11 protein-coding genes and 1 pseudogene are annotated in these 20113 nt (G+C 48.3%); all 12 read right to left on the bottom strand.

Features of this window, described 5'->3' with window-relative positions:
• Positions 1 to 11 precede the first annotated feature (11 nt).
• Entirely contained in the window at positions 12 to 470 is a 459-nt protein-coding gene (tadA, locus tag BM159_RS07275; RefSeq protein WP_093913666.1) for a tRNA adenosine(34) deaminase TadA, read from the bottom strand.
• Between the two features lie 7 nt (positions 471 to 477).
• Complete coding sequence (locus tag BM159_RS07270; RefSeq protein WP_093913589.1) at positions 478 to 2526, bottom strand: ABC-F family ATP-binding cassette domain-containing protein; 2049 nt, start codon at positions 2524 to 2526, stop codon at positions 478 to 480.
• Between the two features lie 56 nt (positions 2527 to 2582).
• A complete protein-coding gene (gene galE / locus BM159_RS07265) occupies positions 2583 to 3575 on the bottom strand; it encodes a UDP-glucose 4-epimerase GalE (protein WP_093913588.1) in 993 nt (330 codons plus the stop codon).
• A gap of 10 nt (positions 3576 to 3585) precedes the next feature.
• Entirely contained in the window at positions 3586 to 4476 is an 891-nt protein-coding gene (gene galU, locus BM159_RS07260) for a UTP--glucose-1-phosphate uridylyltransferase GalU (RefSeq protein WP_093913587.1), read from the bottom strand.
• Entirely contained in the window at positions 4473 to 5837 is a 1365-nt protein-coding gene (locus BM159_RS07255) for a phosphohexomutase domain-containing protein (protein ID WP_093913586.1), read from the bottom strand. Before BM159_RS07255 ends, galU begins: the two co-directional genes overlap by 4 nt.
• Positions 5838 to 6067: 230 nt before the next feature.
• The gene (locus BM159_RS07250; RefSeq protein WP_177205955.1) at positions 6068 to 6847 is read right to left on the bottom strand and encodes a retron system putative HNH endonuclease; all 780 of its coding nucleotides are present in this window, start codon (positions 6845 to 6847) and stop codon (positions 6068 to 6070) included.
• Between the two features lie 35 nt (positions 6848 to 6882).
• A complete protein-coding gene (locus tag BM159_RS07245; protein ID WP_093913584.1) occupies positions 6883 to 8232 on the bottom strand; it encodes an AAA family ATPase in 1350 nt (449 codons plus the stop codon).
• A 136-nt stretch (positions 8233 to 8368) separates the two neighbouring features.
• Complete coding sequence (locus BM159_RS07240) at positions 8369 to 8800, bottom strand: hypothetical protein (RefSeq protein WP_093913583.1); 432 nt, start codon at positions 8798 to 8800, stop codon at positions 8369 to 8371.
• A 151-nt stretch (positions 8801 to 8951) separates the two neighbouring features.
• Positions 8952 to 9857, bottom strand: a complete 906-nt coding sequence (dapF, locus tag BM159_RS07235; protein WP_093913582.1) for a diaminopimelate epimerase — start codon at positions 9855 to 9857, stop codon at positions 8952 to 8954.
• Positions 9858 to 10076: 219 nt separating this feature from the next.
• Entirely contained in the window at positions 10077 to 11615 is a 1539-nt protein-coding gene (locus tag BM159_RS07230) for a class I SAM-dependent methyltransferase (protein WP_093913581.1), read from the bottom strand.
• 116 nt (positions 11616 to 11731) lie between these two features.
• Positions 11732 to 18787 carry an ESPR-type extended signal peptide-containing protein gene (locus tag BM159_RS07225; RefSeq protein WP_093913580.1) on the bottom strand — a complete coding sequence of 2352 codons (7056 nt, stop codon included), beginning with the start codon at positions 18785 to 18787 and terminating at the stop codon, positions 11732 to 11734.
• Between the two features lie 595 nt (positions 18788 to 19382).
• Positions 19383 to 19855: pseudogene (gene tnpA / locus BM159_RS07220) on the bottom strand (IS200/IS605 family transposase).
• Between the last annotated feature and the right edge of the window lie 258 nt (positions 19856 to 20113).

Here is a 20113-nt window from a genome sequence, read left to right as displayed (position 1 = left end):
TTGCACGCACTTTATTTTTCTTCTGCCCTGCAGGAAGCAAAAAACTTCTTCACCACAGCGGCGCATTTGTCTTCCAGGATCCCGCCGATGACCTGGGGCTGATGGTTCAGCAACGGATGGGACAGCACGTTAAATAACGATTCAACGGCTCCCGCCCGGTTATCCCTGCAGCCAAAGATCACCGTGTCCAAGCGGCTGTTATAAATGGCGCCGGCGCACATGGGACAGGGTTCCACCGTAACATACAGGGTGCAGCCGGACAGCCGCCAGTTCCGCAGCTTTTCGCAGGCTTCCCGTATGGCTATGACTTCCGCATGGGCCGTGGCGTCCAGCCACTGTTCCCGCATATTGTGGGCTTTGGCTATTACCTGACCGTCTTTTACAATCACAGCCCCGATGGGAACCTCTCCCAGCCCTGCCGCTTTTTCCGCTTCCTTCAGGGCCAGTTCCATATATTGCTCGTGTGTCATTTCCATGTTACTGCTCTTCCTGCTCCAGCATATCCTGTTCTTCCAACAGTTCTTCCCATTTCTGTACCAGTTCGTCTATGGTTTTTACATATTCTTCCCGCTCGGCGGCCATGGCTTTGCTCTTCTCCAGATCCAGATGATTCTCCGGAATGGAGATCTGTTTGTCCAGCCAGCCTAACATGGCTTCCTGTTCCCGCAGCCGCAGTTCCACTTTGGCTATCAGTTCCTCCAGCTGGGCGGGGCTGTGCCTGCGGGCTTTTTTGTTTTCCTTATTTTTAACTTTTCCGTCCCAGGGTTTACCAGTATCACGGACGATTACAGCAGCATCCCCGGCCTCTTCCGTCGCCGCAATGGTTGTTCCTGCCTGTTGCTCAACCGCCGCGGCAGCGTCTTCCCGTTTCTCCGATGTGTTCTTTTCTTCTGCCTTCTGCGTCTTCCCACCGCCGGATACGGATACAGCTTCTTTTATCTTACTGTTCTTAGCTTTTTCTTCCAGATAGAACCCGTAATTCCCTTTATAATCCAGAACCGTATGATCCTCAATCTCCCAGATTCGGTCACATACTTCATTGATTAGGTAGCGGTCATGACTGACCACCAGTACGGTTCCGTCAAAGACTTCCAGCGCCGCTTCCACCGTTTCTTTTGCCAGGATATCCAGATGGTTGGTCGGCTCGTCCAGTATTAACAGATTGGCGCCGTCCAGCACCAGTTTCAGTAAAACCAGCCGGGCTTTCTGCCCGCCTGACAGGGTACCGATTTCCTTGAACACGTCATCGCCGTGGAACAGCATGCCGCCCAGCAGGGAGCGTGTCTGTTCTTCGGTCATGCCATACTCTGTCAGGAAATTGTCCAATAAAGTTTGATTTGGATTCAGCCGTTCATAACTCTGGGAGAAATAACCGATTTTAACCCGATTGCCGATCTTCGCTTCGCCGCCCAGAGCCGGCACTTCCCCCAAAAGCGTGCGCAGCAGCGTCGTCTTGCCACAGCCGTTGGGCCCGATCAGTCCCGTCTTTTCGCCCCGGCGCAGGATCAGGTCCGCATCCCGCACCAGCACATTGTCACCGTAACCGGCGTTTAAATGTTCCAGAATCAGCACCCGTTCCGCGGATTCCGGCGCTTTGGGCAGGCGAAGGGAAAAGGTTTCATTTTCCACAGGAGCCTCCAGGCGTTCCAGCCTGTCCAGCCGCGACTGCCGCCCCCGGGCCATCTTGCTCTTGATCCCGGCTTTGAAACGGCGTATATAGGCTTCCTGTTCCGCAATATAATCCTGCTGGGCCTCGTAGGCAGCTTTTTCCGTTCGCGTCAGGATGTCCTTCTGAGCCAGATACTTTGAATAATTGCCCGTAAAGGAACGCAGCCGTCCCCCCTCCATTTCCAGGATCCGGGTGGCGACATGGTCCAGAAAGGCCCGGTCGTGGCTGACTACCAGTACGCCGCCTTTAAAATCACGCAGGTACCCTTCCAGCCACTCCATCATGCGGATGTCCAGATGGTTCGTGGGTTCGTCCAACAACATAAAATCCGGTGAGGAAACCAGCGCCGCAGCCAGCAGAAGCCGTGTCTTCTGTCCCCCGGAAAGAGAAGCTGCCTGCATCCCCCACATCCATTCAGGAAATGCAAGCCCGAATAAAACCATTTTTAATTTTGCTTCATAATTGTAACCGTCCAGAAATTCATAGCGCTGGGTGGCGCGGCCGTAGCTGTCCAGTACCTCCCGGTCACCGGACGCGGAAGCCTGCTCCAGTTCTGCCAGTTTCCGCCGCAAAGACAGGATTTCAGGATTGGCTTTCAGCATAAAATCCCAGACGGATTCGTTGCCGATACTGCCAAAGCCCTGCTCCACATAGCCAACGTTAATGCCCGGCTCAAAACTGACCGTGCCCCGGTCCGCGTATTCCGGCTGCAAAAGACATTTCACCAGCGTGGACTTGCCGCTGCCGTTAACGCCGACCAGGCCGATCTTCTCGCCTTTGGCGATCATAAAACTGACATCTTTGAATATTTCATGGACGCCAAAAGACTTTTCCAGTTTATCGACTGTTAATTGCATAGATGTTTCCCATTATGTTTTAACGCAATGACTGTAATTCAACGTATAAAATTTCTTTAAATCCCAAATCCGTAAGGGTGTTCTTTATGCCAGTTCCAGGCAGTCTTGATGATTTCTTCCGTATTGCTATGCTGCGGTTTCCATCCCAGTACCTTTTTACATTTGGTGCTGGAAGCAATCAGCACCGCCGGATCCCCTGCCCGCCGGGCTTCTTCCTCAACCTTAAAATCAATTCCCGTAATCTTTTTGGCTTTTTCAATAATCTCCCGTACACTGAAACCGGCTTCGCTGCCCAGATTGAACACGATGCTTTCCCCGCCGTCCACCAGATACTGCATGGCCAGCACATGGGCGTCCGCCAGGTCCAGTACATGAATGTAGTCCCGCAGGCAGGTGCCGTCCGGTGTCGGATAATCGGTGCCAAAAATCGAAATATGGTCCCGCACTCCCTGGGCGGTTTTTAAAATCAGCGGGATCAGGTGGGTTTCCGGGTTATGATCTTCCCCTATGGAGCCGTCCTGTATGGCCCCGGCCGCATTAAAATACCGCAGTGCCACGTAGTCCATGCCGTATGCCATGGTAAAATCCTTCATCATGTTTTCAATCATCAGCTTGGTCCGACCATACACATTAGTAGGAACGGTCGGGAAATCTTCCTCGATCGGTGTTTTTTGCGGTTCGCCGTATACAGCCGCAGTGGAAGAGAAAACAATATGATCCACGCCCGTTTCATGCATGGCAATCAGCAGATGGAGCGTGCCCTCGACGTTATTAAAATAATACTTTGCCGGATCCGTCATGGATTCGCCTACCAGGGACGACGCCGCGAAGTGGATTACTCCGTCAATCTCGTGCTCCGCCAGAATGTGTTTTAAGAACGGCACATCGTGGATGTCACCGGTAATCAGCTGAACATTATCCGGTACAGAAGCCTCATGGCCGGTGGACAGATTGTCATATACCACCGGAGTAAAATCTTTAGACGCCGCCAGCGCCCGAACGGTGTGGGAACCGATGTAACCGGCTCCGCCTGTAACTAAAATATTCATTCCTTAATCCTCATTTCCTTCCGTTAACGATTCCCATCAAATATTTCAAAAATCCGTCATGGAGTTCCGGACGGCGCAGGGCATATTCAACTGTCGCTTCCAGAAAGCCCAGTTTATCGCCCACATCATAACGGCGCCCCTCAAAATTATAGGCATAGACGGGCTGTATCTTCAGCAGGGAACGCAGACCGTCCGTAAGCTGGATCTCCCCGCCCGCGCCCGGGTCGGTATGTTCGAGAAGTTCAAAAATCTCAGGCGTAATGACATAGCGTCCCAGCACCGCCATGTTGGAAGGAGCCTCGTCCACGGGCGGCTTCTCTACCATGTCCGCTACCGCAAAAGTCCGGGGATCGCTGGTTCCCCTCGCCGCCACAATGCCGTATGAAGAAACCTTTTCATGAGGTACTTCCTGTACGCCTAATACGGAAGCCCCTGTTTTTTCATACACGTCGATGAGCTGCCGCAAGGCAGGCTTTTTATCGTTATAAACCACATCGTCGCCTAACAGCACCGCAAAAGGCTCGTTTCCGATAAACTGTTTGGCGCATAAAATCGCATGCCCCAGTCCCCGGGGTTCCTTCTGCCGTATATAATGGATACGGATATCAGAAATGCTCCGCACCATTTCCAACCATTCATTCTTACCTTTTTCCGCAAGGTTCAACTCCAGTTCGATGCTCCGGTCGAAATGGTCTTCAATGGCCCGTTTGCTGCGTCCGGTTATAATCAGGATATCTTCAATACCGCTGGCCAGCGCTTCCTCCACAATGTACTGGATCGTAGGTTTGTCTACGATGGGAAGCATCTCCTTAGGTGTCGCCTTGGTCGCCGGCAGAAAACGGGTGCCTAACCCCGCCGCCGGAATTACTGCTCTTGTAATAGTTTTAAAACGTGCGCTCATGCCGGTTCACCGCCAATTTCTTCCAATAATTCCTGCACTTTGTTTTGTAATAATCGTTTATCCCCTCTGGTTTCCACATTCAGCCGGATCACCGGTTCCGTATTGGACGCCCGCAGGTTAAAGCGCCAGTCCGGATATTCGATGCTCAGTCCATCCAATGTATCCGCTTTTCCGTCTTTATATTTCTTCTTTAGTCTTGCCAGCACGGCCTTGCTGTCCGTAACTTTCCGGTTGATTTCCCCGCTGCAGGGGAACGCCTCTTCCATTCCCCCGATCAGTTCCGAAAGCGTTTTGCCGCAGGTACACAACATTTCGGAAACGATCAGCGCCGTGATCATGCCGCTGTCGCAATACGCGAAATCCCGGAAGTAGTGATGACTGGACATTTCCCCGCCGTAAATCACGCCGTTCTCCCGCATGCATTGCTTCATAAAAGCATGCCCGCTCTTACTCGGCACCGGTATGCCTCCGTGGTTTTTAATGATCGCTTCCGTATTCCAGGTCAGGCGCGCATCATACATAATCTTGCAGCCCGGATACTTATGCAGGAAGTTTTCCGCCAACAGGCCTACCAGATAATAGCCTTCCACGAACTTTCCTTTTTCATCGCAGAAGAAACAACGGTCAAAGTCGCCGTCCCAGGCAATGCCGAAGTCCGCATGATGCTGCAGCACCGCGTCAACCGTGTATTTACGGTTTTCCTCCAGCATGGGGTTGGGCACGCCATTGGGGAAGGTTCCGTCCGGATCGTAGTTTATCTTTATGAAACGGAACGGCAGATAGTTTTCCAGTTCGTCCAGCACTGTGCCGGCCCCGCCGTTACCGGGGTTCACTACAACTTTAACCGGTTTCAGTTTCGATCTGTCGATGTATTTCAGAATATGCTCCACATAAGGCTTCAGAACATTCTGCCTGGTCAGAAAGCCTCTGGCTTTGCCGGCCATGAGATGATGCGGGAATTCATCCCCCCTTACCATCTCTTCGATCTCCTTCAGGCCCGAATCCACGCCCACCGGTCTCGCGTCCCGCCGTACCAGCTTCAACCCGTTATACTCCGCCGGATTATGACTGGCCGTGACCATGATGCCTCCGTCCGCATTCAGGTATGCGGTGGCAAAATATATCATTTCTGTGCCGCACTGACCGATATCGATTACGTTGGCACCGCCATCACGCAGCCCGTCACACAGGGCCTGAAGCAGCTTCGGGCCGGTCAGGCGGATATCACAGCCCACAACCACCGTTTCTGCCCCGAATAAAGCGCAAAAGACTTTTCCCACCCGGTACGCCAGTTCTTCGTTGACCTCCTTCGGGTAGATTCCGCGTATGTCGTATGCCTTGAACGCCTTTGTATTAATCACTGTGCTCCCTCGTTCCACTGTTCTTCTGTTAGCAGTACAAACATATCCTTAAACGCTCATCAGCTTGCCTGCTTCCTTTTACCACATACTTTTTCCTTTCTCATCGTTAAAATAATATATTCTACTAAAATTAAAAAATTCCTGCAAAAAATCAGGGGCGCAGTTAATTCGTATACAGTTAAAAAGCTGCAACAAAATGGCAACCCGCCCATTTTTGTTACAGCTTTTAATCAAATTATATACTCCCGTTCCCGCAGCAGATTTTCCGCCGCTTCACCCAGGAACCAACGCATGGTAGTAAAAAAAGCAAGATAATTATTATCTGAATTCGGTATCAGTAACTCCCGGGCCAGCTGGTCCATCGCCTCTTCAATAGGAACGCCCTGCCCCGTCAGTTCCGTCACCTGTTCCTGCATTACTTCGATCACTGCCTTTCGCAGCCGTTTCAGGCGGGGCGCGTTCAGGTTCAGTTCAACAATCGTATTGCAGGCCTTTTTACGCAGCATCTCCGGACAACGCTCTTCGTCTACAGACATGGCTCCGGAAAAAGAATCAAAGCAAAACAGCATTTCCTTCGCAGGTATCTGCAACGGGTTCAGGATTTCCGCATTAATGGATTTCCCGCCCTTGGGCACATCGCAGCTCCGGTCCTCCTTGGCTTTGGAAAAGCGGTACCCCGCTTCCGCTACCCGGGGCTGGCTGCCTCCGTGGCAGACGCCCAGCATATTCTTCCATTCCAGATGGTAATTGCGTTCTTCGTTTTCCGTTCCCACTTTGGGATGGAAGTGTTCCACCCGGAAATCATCTACCTGCTCCTCTTCGTCAGTCAGCTTGATATTGATCTCACAATAGGCACACAGTCCGTGCTGATCTTGAAGTATCTGCCGTTTGACCTGCCGGTAACCGTCCCTGCTCCGGTGGTGGAATTTGTCCCAGGTGTCGCGGGGATAACGCTGCCTGTAGCGAGTCAGTAATTCCGGTTCTTCCGGACTTTTTTGCACCCGTTTCATACGTTGCGCCGCCCTTTCCCTGAAAATACAAAATCTCATTTCTTCCTGCGGTAATTGCGCACCCGGATATCCATATCCGCCCGCAGGAGCGCAGGTTCTCTCCCCTGGGACCACTCGTCCAGCGTCTTGCGTAATTCCAGCGCTTCTTCGCTGTCCCACTTATCCTCGCTGACCAGCTGCAGATAGCGCTGGAGCGTCTTTACAATCGGCAGAGATCCCGGACGGGTTTCCACATGCTGGATATCCCGCAGCAGCTGGCTGCTTTCCGCGCCAAGGGAGAATGACGGCTCTTCAATATCCACCATGTCGTCATCCCAATGCAGGATACGGATGCTTTCCGCAGGCACACTGGTCAGTACCTGGGGGCTGTGGGTCGTCATAATGAACTGTACTTTCGGAAAGGCCCTGACCATGTCGTTGACCACGGTCTGCTGCCAGGAAGGATGCAGGTGCATATCCACCTCGTCGATCAGAATCACGCCGGACGTTTTCAATGTGACGTCTTCCCCCATGTCCGGATTGAGACGGGCCATACGGTAGGCAATATCCGCTGCCATGCTGATGACACTGCGGGCCCCGTCGCTCATGGCTTCCAGAGGCAGTTCCCCCATCTTGGGGTGACAGATCAGCAGATTCTGTGCCGCAAAGCTGTATTTCAGATCCGTCCAGCCCATACTGCTGATACAGGTGACAATCGCCTTTTTGATGGCATTTAAAAGTTGCTGATAAGGATTTTTGGTTTTTAAATTCTTTTCCGCAATAATGCGGTCATATTCCAGTGCGCTTTCCGTAGCATAACGGAACCATTGGGCAAAGGTGTTGTAGGAACCGCTGGGTTCCAGGCATTCCGTATAACCGCTGCTGCGGGACAGATCCACGTTCTTGCGTTTCAGCAGAGAACTGTCATTCCACATGCGGCTGGTTCCGTAATACCCTATTACCGGGAGGATAATCTCCTGGTCTCCAGGCTGGTTCAGGGCGTCCGCGATCCTTTTCCCGTAATCAGAAACAAATTTGGCTGAAGCGGAAGAGGTTTTCCCTTTTACGGTTTTTAATTCCCGTTTCCAGGAATACGCTTTCCCATCGTCTGCCTTCACTTCCGTTTCCAATACAACAGGAAGCAGGTATTTCATCCGTTGGATTTTCAACTCTTCCTTTCCTGACGGGATATCCATTACCATACGGACATCGTTGGGCTGGAAATTGCGCCCCTTGATTCCCGGAAAAGCGGCCAGATAGGGTGCCATGTTGATTGCCAGACCGTCCAGGATTGCCGTCTTACCTTTTCCGTTTTCCGCTACGATTACCGTCACCCCGGGACTGAAGTGCATGGTGAAGTCCGTATAGCAGCGGAAGTTCTGCATTCTGATCTTAGATACGTACATAGGATGCCGGTGCCTCCTTTATCAAGTAACCGCTGAATACTACGTCTGTGCGCTTTCCGTTGGCAATCGCGCGAACTCTTTTATCAGCGTTTCCTAAAAAAACCGGACAGGCTGCCCTGTCCGGTTACGTGTTATGTTATTTCTTTTCTGCCTGGTTGGCTGCCGGAGCCTGGGCATTCGGGTCGAGAACGCGGAAATCCATCATGAGCAGTTTGCCGCCGACATTTTTAAATACGGCATCAATTTCCATCTGGGATGCTTTTTCGAATTTAGCCGCATAACGGAGGATATGTCCGTCGGGGAACACCTGATAAACACGCAGATCTTTCTGCACCAGTTTTCCCAGATCTTTCTCCATGGAGGCAAACATTTCCTTATATTTGTCTGCCGTAAGATTCTTGGCCAGATCCGCATCCATAACCGCTGCCGCTTTTTTATAATCGGTACCGGCAAAGAACTGGTCTACCGCCTTTGCTTCCGCGTCCAGGTCCGTGCCATAGCTGGCAAAACATACCGCGGAAAAGCTCAGCATAACCGTCATCAAAAACATAACAAATTTCTTTTTCATCTTTTTCCCTCCTGAATAATTAAAAACCAAATTATTTTTTTATTCAATAAGGCGCTTACTTAAAACACTTCATAACAGTACCTTATTCATAACCAGATTATACACCTTTTATCCAAGGCTTTTGTGACAAAGTTGCGACATTTTGGAAAAATCACAATTCACAATCCGGAATCTCAATTTCTCCCGTAAACACTTCTACCGCCGGCCCCTGCAGGTAAATGTGATCGTTTTCACTGCAGTAGGTAACTTTCAGCAAACCGCCCCGGGCATGAACATTTAGCGGTTTATTCATGGAGCCGGCCTTCTTCAGCTTCATGCAGGCATAAGTTACAGCGCAGGCGCCGGTACCGCAGGCCAGGGTCTCGCCGCTACCCCGTTCCCAGACCCTGAACTTCACGGTATTCTCATCAAGCACCTGGGCAAACTCGGTGTTTACGCCTTCCGGGAATAATTTATGATGCTCAAACTGCGGTCCCAGGTCTTCCAGGTCCAGCGCATCCACATCCGGGACAAACACGATAAAATGCGGGTTGCCCATGGAAACTGCCGTGCCGTTAAAGAAAAACTTTTCCTTATAGGTCTTATTGTCCGTGCCAACTATTGAAGTTTCCCTGAGGACCAGAGACTGGTCCACAAAGATATAATGGTCGGTGATCATGGGAATCATGCGGGGACGTGTTTCCGGCTTACCCATATCCACCCGGGCCTCCGTAACCTTTCCGTTTTCGACCGTCAGCTCAATTTCCTTAGTGCCGGCCAGGGTTTCAATGGAAACCGGGTTCTTATCTGTCAGGCCATGGTCGTACACATATTTCGCCACGCAGCGGATCCCGTTACCGCACATCTTGCCTTCCGAGCCGTCCGCATTGAACATGCGCATTTTAAAATCCGCTGTTTCAGAGGGACAAATCAGAATCAGCCCGTCGCTTCCGATACCGTAATGATACCTGCTAACATATTTAGCCACCGCCTCAGGATTGGACATTTCCTGCTGCGTGCAGTCTGCGTAAACATAATCGTTTCCGCAGCCGTGCATTTTGGAAAACTTGAATTTCATTGTTTTCTCCTCTTGCTCCTGTTTCCTTGTTTCCGTCTATTTGCGTATTATTCTATACTTGTGAGTTATTGTATCATTATATCTCAACCGGCAATAAAAAACAATATGGTATTTCTTTCTGCTTTAAACGATTCCTGTTCTTTCCAAACATATACCAAAACAAACGCTCATATTCGGTTTTCTTTTTTCTGCCTATATCAGTATCGGTTCTTCCGTTGTTTAATAGATCCCAAGAGTTTTTAATACCGGCAACATCTTTTCTATAAACACTTTGCCCTGTTCCTTAAGTTCCGCCAGATTATCCTTATCCGTTTCCAGCCTCTTCCCGTCCCTGATAAGGCTCCGGTTCTGGGACTTCAGTATGTTCCACACCTCCTTGTACAAAGTGCTTTCTTTTTTACCTTCCCACAAAAAATGCAGAAACATCTGTGGAACCCGTCCTATGTTAAAACCGTAACCGGTCAACGGAGAGGCCAGCACTGAAACATCTTCGGAATAAAGCGCCCGACGGCATAAATAGCTGTTCAGCCGGCGGCAGTATGGAGCAACCGCAAGAACTGCTTCCTCGGGTTGGCAGGGCGCAATAATATTCTGTTCCGCCATGACCAGCAAAAGACTGTAAAGAACGATGGGGGTAATCTCCGGATGAACACTGGTGAAGGCAGTAAAGCTTCTTGGTTTGGAACGGCTTGCCTTCAGCCAGCTGAAAATGGGCGAGATCAGTTCTGACTTAAAATCAACCGTGCGGTAATAGCCGCTGCATTGCAGTTTTTCTGCGTCCGATGCAACAATAACATATTTTGTTTCCAACAGGGAATCAATCCTCTGCTGAGGAGTCAGTTTTATTCCGCCTTTCACATACAAGTCTTCGCGGAACTGGCGGTTGATGTAATAGTCGCGCATTTCCTCTCGCAGCAATGGATGGCTTATACCGGCCAGAAACGCCAGCGCCTCTTCCGGCATATTCATGCTTTCCAGATTGTCCAGCGAATCTAAAAGCCTTGCGGTGCAGGCGTATTCCAGTTTTGCTTCCTTCAACATTTCCGCTACTTCAGTAAAATACATAACATTCCAGTCCCGGTTCAGGTATTCATGGGCCAGATAACTGGGATTCTGTTTTTTCAATTCCTGAAGACTATTGATCAACAGTTTATGTTGTTCCGCATACTGGGAATTTGCTTTGACGGCTTTTTCCGCAAACGCCAGCGCGTTGGTGATTCGTTCCGCAGCATTGTTTCCGCTGCGGGCGTAGATATCCGGCATGGTCAGTAATTCCCTGATTGGATGATTCTGCGCCCAGCCCGGAAAGCAATTGTAACTGTTGTAGAACACGCCGCCCGGTTTCAGATAGCGGCGTACAAATTCCACTATTTTCTTCTGATTATCCTGACTGATCCAGGTCCAGACGCCGTGCATACCGATACTGTCAAATTGAGGCATATCCTTACTTTCCAGCATTTCCGCAAAGCTGAGGTCTCTGAGGTCTGCTTTTGCGCCTGACGCATTATTCAGCAGGTTTGCATGCCGTGCGTGGGAGGGATTGAAATCGGTACCTGTATACCTTCCCGGTACTGCTGCGGCGTGGACGTTGATGGATACGCCCTGACCGAAGCCCAACTCGCAGTGTACGGAGTCCGGTCCCGGTTCCGAAATTTCATAACCGTTGGCCAGCAGGCAGAAACGTTGCCAGGCAGGGCTCAGTTCGCGGTAATAGCCATAAGTATACGTACCTTCAGTAAAATATCCTTCGTTCCACATATTTATACCTCTTTTCAATAACAGCCTTCGGCCTTTTCAAAGATGTAAGAAGAGATTCCCTGTTTAATGAGGGAATCTCTCTTTTCTTAATCATTTCTCTTAATTTTATACAGTTTTTACTTGGCAACTGCCTTTTCCGGAACCGCCGTCACGATCTTGCTGCCGTAGACGTCCCGGGTCTTCCCTTCCGGATACTTCGAATCCGAATTGTTCACGCGTACCCGCTCAACCTTCTTGCGGTCGTTGTCCTGGCCGGAGATGCGTTCTACATAGATACGTCCCAGCTCCGGCTCGAACTCCTTGGCAACCCTGGAATCCAGCGTTACGCCGCTGCGGACCAGACGGTCCAGCATCGCAGCGAACTCATAACGGGTCATCGCGCGGTCGCCCTTGAACAGACCGTCCGGATATCCCTTCAGAGCTCCGCGTTTCTGCAGGTCTTCCACATATTCATACGCCCAATGGTTTTCCGGCACATCCGGGAACATAGCCGTTTCGATATTGGCGCCTTCCAGACGGTCCATCCGGGCCGCCATCTGGGTCACCAGGCTGCGCAGGTCCTGGATCTCGCGGGCCATGGCGGTGCGGCTCCGGGTAATCCGGTTCCGGGTGCCGTCCAGGCCGAAGGTGATGCCGGCGTTGATCATGTTGTCACCGTTGCCGATGACGCCGCCGATGCTGAACATCACGCTTTCATCCGGCCGGTAGAATGCGCCGATAGCCGCCGCGTTCTCTCCGCGATAATGACCGATACCTGCAGAGAACTGCATCTTGTCGTCCGGATTAAAGTCCATCGGATGCAGGGCCGCCAGGGCTGCTGCACCGGCCAGACCTTTCCTTGTACGGTCGTCCAAGCGATTCAGCTCATTGTAAATATTACCGGATGCTTCTTTCAACTGACTATAGTTCACTGCATCAGTATCTGCCGTACCACGCTCTACGTTCGTAATTTTCTTCTTCCCGGCATCGATCCCGTCTTTCGTTACGGACGGCCCGTTGCCGTCGTCAGTAGTCAGTCCATTGTCATCAACGGTCGTGCCACCGGCCTTAACTGTATCGGCGTTAACGGTCTTTGTAGTAATCGTATCGCCTTCAATGGTGGTGTTGTCACCCACCTTAATGTTCTTGTTGACCGTTATGCTGTCCACATCCTTGATGTCTTTGGCCAGTTTGATTTCCAGCTTCGCATTCTCACCATCCCGCGATGCTGCAACACCGATGTTTCCGTCAGTCAGTTCCGTTGCGCCGCCAGTTACACTAACTGTATTGTTTAATTTAACAGTTGCGCTGCCGGTGTCTCCTTCATAGGTCATCCCGTCGTCCAACGTAGCAAGATCATTTACAACAAATTCTGTTCCATCGTTTCGACCAAGGGTCAGCGTATGATCCTTCATTTCAGCGTTTGCCAGATATGTATTCTTTGTTGCCAGCTCGAAACTCTTGCCGTCGTTCCGGGACAACTCGATGGTAACATCATCGCTTGTATCGGTCGCCTGCTGGGTTACCTCTGCTTTGGCTACGTAGGTGTTGTTTAAATCCAGGTCAAAGGACTTCCCGTCATTTCTTGTCAGCTGAACTTTAACTTTATCGCTTTCGTCAGTTGCAGCCTGGGTCACTTCCGCTTTGGCTACGTAGGTGTTGTTCATTGCAAGATCAAAGGATTCCCCGTCATTTCTCGTCAACTGAACCTTAACTTCATCGCTTTCGTCGGTTGCCTTCTGTGTAACCTCTGCCTTGGATACATATCTGTCTTTCAAGTCCAGATTAAAGGATTCACCGTCATTTCTCGTCAATTTAACCTTTACGTCGGCGTTGTCATCCGTGGCTTCCTGGGTCACTTCTGCTTTGGACACATATCTGTCTTTCAAGTCCAAATCAAAGGATTTCCCATCGTTTCTTGTCAATTTAACCTTTACGTCGGCGTTGTCATCCGTGGCTTCCTGGGTTACTTCTGCTTTGGACACATACGTGTTGTTGCTATCTACATCGAACGTGGTTCCGTAATTATGGGTAAATGTTGTTACCACCTTATCGCTATCGTCCGTAGCAGCTTGCGTTACTTCGCCCTTTTCTACATATGTATCTTTCGCATCCACAGTATAAACCGTTGTATGTTCATTGGGTTTATCCTCACCCGGAGCCAGGGGACCAATCGGTTTTTCTGACGGCGTCGGTTCCGGCATTGTTGCTGTAGTGCCTCCGGTTGTTCCGTCTCCCGCTCCGTTGCCGGCGGTTGTACCAGCACCGTCGGAAGTCAGGTCAGTCGTTACGCCATTGGTTTTTCCATCACCAACCTCGTCAGTAACTGTAACATTCCCGCTCGGGCCGGCCTGGACCATCGCGTTCAGCGAATGAATCGTATACACCGTGTGTCCAGTATCATCGGTATTTTTGATCACCTCCACATTGTCCCCTGCCACAATGTCGAACTGCATGGCATCAAGTGCATAATACAACTGACTGCCGTTGATGGCATCTGTTGATGTGGCGCTGATTTCACCGGCGCCTACATAGGTCAGCGTACGGGTCTTAACATTCTCTTCTGCATTATCAGTTGCTGCGCGGGATTTCTGCTTCTGTTCCGGAACATACCCGATACTGACCGTTCCGACCACATTATCGCCCGTTCCCGCAAACTTACTTGAACTGAGTTTCAGGGTTCCAATCTCAACATCATCGTCGCCGGTAGTCTCATAACCTCCCAGCTTATCTGCTTTGGAATAACTGCCCAGAGCTACGGATTCCTTGTCCTCTAATGTAACATTTGCCTCTGTACCGATTACAACAGAGTTATCCACCGATGTAGCCAGTTCACTGGCAGCAGAACCAATCACAATAACTCCATCCACATCGGAAATAGTGCGGTTCGTTCCGATGATACTGTTGTTACTGCCGTTTGCAATTGTATTGCCATAACCGATTGTACTGTTAAATTCTGCTTCCGCTCCTTCGCTCCCGGTAATACTGTTCTTGACGCCAATCATTGAGGATTTTAACGCATAGTCTGCCGTATTGGCGCCGCCAATCGCTAATACATCACCGCCGTCTTCCGGAGCAGATTTTGCAAAGGTCTTCATTGCATCCTGCAAATCAGAATATGCGCCGTTTACAGCCTCCAGATTTTCATCCGAAGGATCCGCATTATACATAGCCTGTGCTGCTGAATAAGCGGCATAGGCTTCCGATACGGCATCATAACCTGTCAGATTACCGACCGAATTGGTAATTTCGTTGCCGGTGCCAATAATCACAGTACCATTAGCATTGCTGGTCGAATTAGCCAGACCGACAAGACTGTTGCCAATTCCATCATGGGCGTCTGTTTCCTCGCTTGCGTCAATAGTATTGAAGATGCCAAAAGCAGAAGCGCCGGTTCCCTGAAGACCAGATGCATTTGCCATGGATGAATAAGACCCCGTTACTGCCGAGAAATTCGCCGCCGTTCCGACTGCTATGCCTGCGGCTACAGAGTCAATCCCTGTTGCCCCGCTGTTGTCATAATTCTCTTTTGGTATCCCAGTGTCGTTTACGCCATAATAATGTGTTTCAGCGCTTTTCAGCTGCGCTACGTTAACAGCGTCAGTATCTGCAGAACCTGCTGCTACATATTTCATCTGGCGTGTTACAGAACTGCTTCCGACTGATACCGGTCCTGTAGTTGCAGTCCATGTTTGGGTTCCGTCCGTATAAGCAGTTTCTCCTGTAAGCGGATTATAACCGCCGACAGTAGGCGCATCCACTTTAAGAACCTTGGAATTTTGCCCTAATGCTACACTTCCGCTAGTGTCCTCAATTATTGCATTTTTACCCAGTGCCACACCACCTACTACTACCGATTTATTGTCTGTTGACGTAATCGACGCGTTGCTGCCAAGGATAAACGAATCATTTGCTTTCACAATTGTACTGGTATCATTTTCTTTAATCTCTTTCCCTATAGAATTATTATTACCTATAGCGTAAGAGCCGTCACCTAAAATGGTACTTGGATCGCCAAACGCGCCGGAATTATTTCCGGATACCGTATGACCTTTACCAATCGCAATACTGTTCGTACCGGTTACTGTATTACCCGCGCCTATCCCTATACTGTTTGCTGCGGTCAGTTTTGTATTGTAGCCAACAGATACAATGTTTCCTGCTCCTGATGCGCCAACTGCATCAGTCACCGTACCAATTACAATATCGTTGTTACTGCCGGCCGTAATCGTGTTACTGTCACCGAGGACGATGGCTTTGCTTGTTGCTCTGCTTGTTGTACCAATTGTGTTACTATTGCCTACAATAGCAGCATAATCGGTTCTATAAGCCTTATTACCATAACCGTTTAAAATAGTGTACGTTGCAGGCGTTACCGTTGCACTGAAAAGACCACTGCTACTATACCCGTATAATTCGTTATTCGTACCAATGAGTGTAGAATAACTAGCTCCAGTAGCTTCATTGCCATAACCATTTAGTATCGTGTAAGTAGCGGGCTTTACCGTTGTACTTAATAAGGAACTGGCACTGAGTCCATGTAGTTGATTATTCGTACCGATAAGCTGTGACAGCACGGCATTTTCAATCTCATTACTCGTACCAATGGCTATAATCCGCCCACCTTTGCCTTCATAATTACTATCTTTATCATTATTTATATAACCCTGAAGGAGGGACTTAATTTGATCAACATTTCCTGTCTTAATGGCGTCCTTTAACGAATCAATATTACTAAAGTCTAATTCTTCAAGTAGTGCTTGTAGGTCAGCAACGCTAGCAGATGAGTTTTGGACTTTCGAAGCTAATAACTCTCCGTCAAAAGCCGGATCCAAAACCTCATAAGCGTTTTTAACTGTATTGCCCGTTCCATAAATGACTGCAGCATTTGCTTTCGCTGTTTCATTCATAGTTCCTACAACCGTATTAGCAATGCCATCAAATAAATCAGCATTATTTAAAAAATCTTTTAAAGCAGGTAACGTGTAACGGGCAGCAGAGTATGCGTATAATGTATCATGCAAATTATTGATAGAAGCAACTACCTCGTCCCTGTTTTTTACAGAGTTCATGCTTCCTATAACGGTTGATCCGACCCCCATAACACTGGGTACATCTTCGATATAAGGCCCTATCGTCCTAAAAACCTGATTTCCGATACCGCTACCAGCGCCTTCAGCATGAACTATTGTTTCTTTGATTGTACCGAGGTAATCAACTATCGTATCCTGAGAATAGTTCCCCGCTCCCACTACCGTAGAAAGCAGACCTTCCGCTTTGGCATCCGGTCCGGCAGCCAGGCTGAACTTGCCTTTCGCCCCTTCATTATTATAGTTGCCCATCGGCGTCCCGTTGTCATTCACGCTGTAATAATGCGTCTGACTTGCTTTCAGCTGGGCAACGTTCACTGCATCGGTATCATTAAAACCTGCGGCCACGTTGGTAATCTGGCGGGTAATTCCGCTGCCAGGTTTGGCAACGTAAAGGGTTTCAGCTTGTACCGGTTTAGTTTCCGACTCTTGTGTTTGATGAGCTACATTATCAACTAAAAGTTGCATCTGTTCCTCATTTAAACTGTCCAGCAAATCAGCGGGAGCAAGTGTTGTGTCTACGCCTAAGGCTTCCAGCTGGGATTTGTATTTATTGATATTAGCCTGTATCGTATTTTCATCAAACCCATACCAGGTTTTCTTTAAATCATTACCTACAGAAACAGCAGCAGCAGTTGCTTTCCATGTTTTAGAAGTCAGTTCAGAAGCCGTTCCCGTTGCAGGATCAAACCCCTGAACACCTTTATCAGTATTTGCAAGGGAACTGTATCCCAAGGCAACACCTTCACTGATTTTTGCATTGGCTAAATGACCAACCATGACTGTATTAGATATATTTTCTTCATGTTTTGTTTCTTCTGAAGCTTCGAATGATAATATCATTTTCCCTGTTTCAGAATCTACATATTTAAAACTACCAGCAGCAGAACCAATAATTACGTTGTTACCGCCTACTTTATTTCCATTCTCATCTTCAGCTCCACCTTTTAACTGATGATAATCACCAAAAATTATATTGCCATTACTCTTTTCAACCGTGTTTCCCGTACCAATAATACTGACGTGTTCGCTTTCCGTTACTTTATTTTCAAAGCCGTCAAGCAAATCATACTGTGTTTTATATTCATAATACGTTTGGCCAGCAACAGTGATAGAAGTTGGTCCATCTTCGCCGCCTTCTAGAACGTTACCCACGCCAACTAACTGTGATCTATAGGCATTGGTTGCCGTATTAGAACCGCCCATAGTCATAACCTGCCCGCCACTGACTTTGACCATTTTTTGAAGTTTTGCGGTTATTTCTGCCATAGCGGAACGGTCTCCGTTTTTGACGGCAGCCTTATATTGAGTACGCAAGTCATCAATTGACGTCTCTGCTTCATCAAATATGACACTCTGATAGGAATCAGTAATACTGTTTCCGGCACCAAAAATCAACGCTCCGTTGGAATCCGTAGCGGTATTCACCGTGCCGATAATACTGCTGGCAACACTTATAAACGCTTTATCTTTGTTCTTGTCCGTCGCTGTTTCGTCAACAATAGTAGTTCGCGATGAATTCAGCGAGCCAAGCACCGTTGTTCCAAAACCCTGCAAAAGATCTTTATCATTATCGGATACATTTGGATCCAGGGGATATTTCACAGCAGGATTTATCGAAACATCCGAATAAGCGCCCATCACAGTTGAATACATGCCTTCTGCTCGTGAACCTGCACCAACTCCGATTGCATGGCTAGCGGTCATGGTTGCATCTTTACCCAAAGCCAAGCCGTTTATTCCTGTAGCTGTAGCCCCAAAACCGACACCTACCGAAAAATCAGCTACATCATTTGCATCTCCGCTAACATTTGTATTTACGCCTATAGCAATGGCAAAATTTCCCCCTGTAATACTGGCCGGATTTACTGTAATACCGTCAGGCAGTTCGCCAGTCATACCAATTTTGATATATGTATCATCAACCTGTGCTGCCAAAGCACTACCCGCAAACCCAAAGCTCATAGCACCGACAAGCGCCAGGGCTGCTATCTTATTGACAACCCCACTCTGCGGCGCTTTCGTATGGCGTTTGGCAAGCTCCGAAGCAACCACATAGCAATTTTTAGTTTTACTCCAAATAACTCTGTAAATTTTATTCATGTAGACGACTCTCCTTTCGCTCCACAATTTAAAACTTAATAAACAACAAAAAAGTCAGAACATGAAAAATACAAACACTTATCAAATTTTAACACAAATAATTATAACTTTTTTTCAACTTTTCGTCAACTCTAATCTAATATATCCTTATAGAGAATCTCCAAAAACGATTCCCAGTCTTTGAATAGATATTCCGAGCAAAAAAATGCTTATCTATATAATTATTTACGTTTTGACTAAGCATATCCCCTCCGCTAAACTCCGATTTTAGGCAGTTTCACACTGCATATCTTTTACAATCATTTCTTTTGAGAGTTCTTTTTTGTTAATCGGCACGGCAGAATCCTCCTTAATAACATAGTTTATTTAAATTCCTTTTATTTATATATACAAAACAGGTTCGTCGAAGTTGACGCTGATAGAAATATTTTTTTCATACCCATCTTTGCTGAGCAAAACTGCAATTTGTATCACTGCAATCATTATAATAAATATCCACCGGCATAGCCGGTAGTTTTTCCTTTTCTGGCATAGCCCTAATGCTACCGGCAATACACAAGTGTATCATTAATTGGCCTGTCAGCCATGCACGGGATTACTTGCTCCCCGTAAACGGATCGCGAGGATCAAACAAACTTAATTGGTCGTCTTTCTTATCTCGTTCTAACTGTTTGCTATGTACTGCTGTATCGTTTTCGTATTTTTACCTACCGTATTTACATAGTATCCCCTACACCAAAATTCGCGGTTTCGGTACACAAACTTTATATTCCCAAATCTCAGGAATATTATCATGCTGCTCTTTTCTTTCAGAAATCCCATGAAACGCGAAAGGTTCATTTTGGGTGGGATACTTACCAACAAATGGATATGATCCGGACAAATTTCTTCTTCGATTATTTCTACACCTTTCCATTGACACAACATGCGCAATATTTCTCGAATAGTCTCACGTTTTTCAAGATAAAATACTTTTCTCCGATATTTGGGCGCAAATACAATATGGTACTTACAATTCCACTTCGTATGTGCTAAACTATGTGTGGCCTTATCTTGTTCTTTCGACATCTTAATGTCCTCCTAACGTGTTCGTCATGACTGGCAGATCATCGACATACTAACACGTTAGGATCTTTTTTTATTATTTCATACTATACTCACCGCTAAAGCTCCACGAACCCTCGCCACTATGGCGAGGGTTTCATATATACAAGAAAAAGCCCCCGCACGCAATGTGCGGGGGCTTCTGTCTAACCGGCAACAATCTATCCTCCCGGGCCGCTTCCAGCCAAGTACTTTCGACGCGTGAGAGCTTAACTGCTGTGT

This window comes from Succiniclasticum ruminis DSM 9236 (assembly GCF_900112895.1).
In the GTDB taxonomy this organism is placed as follows: Bacteria; Bacillota; Negativicutes; order Acidaminococcales; family Acidaminococcaceae; genus Succiniclasticum; species Succiniclasticum ruminis.
This window is presented reverse-complemented; position numbering and strand designations above follow the sequence as displayed.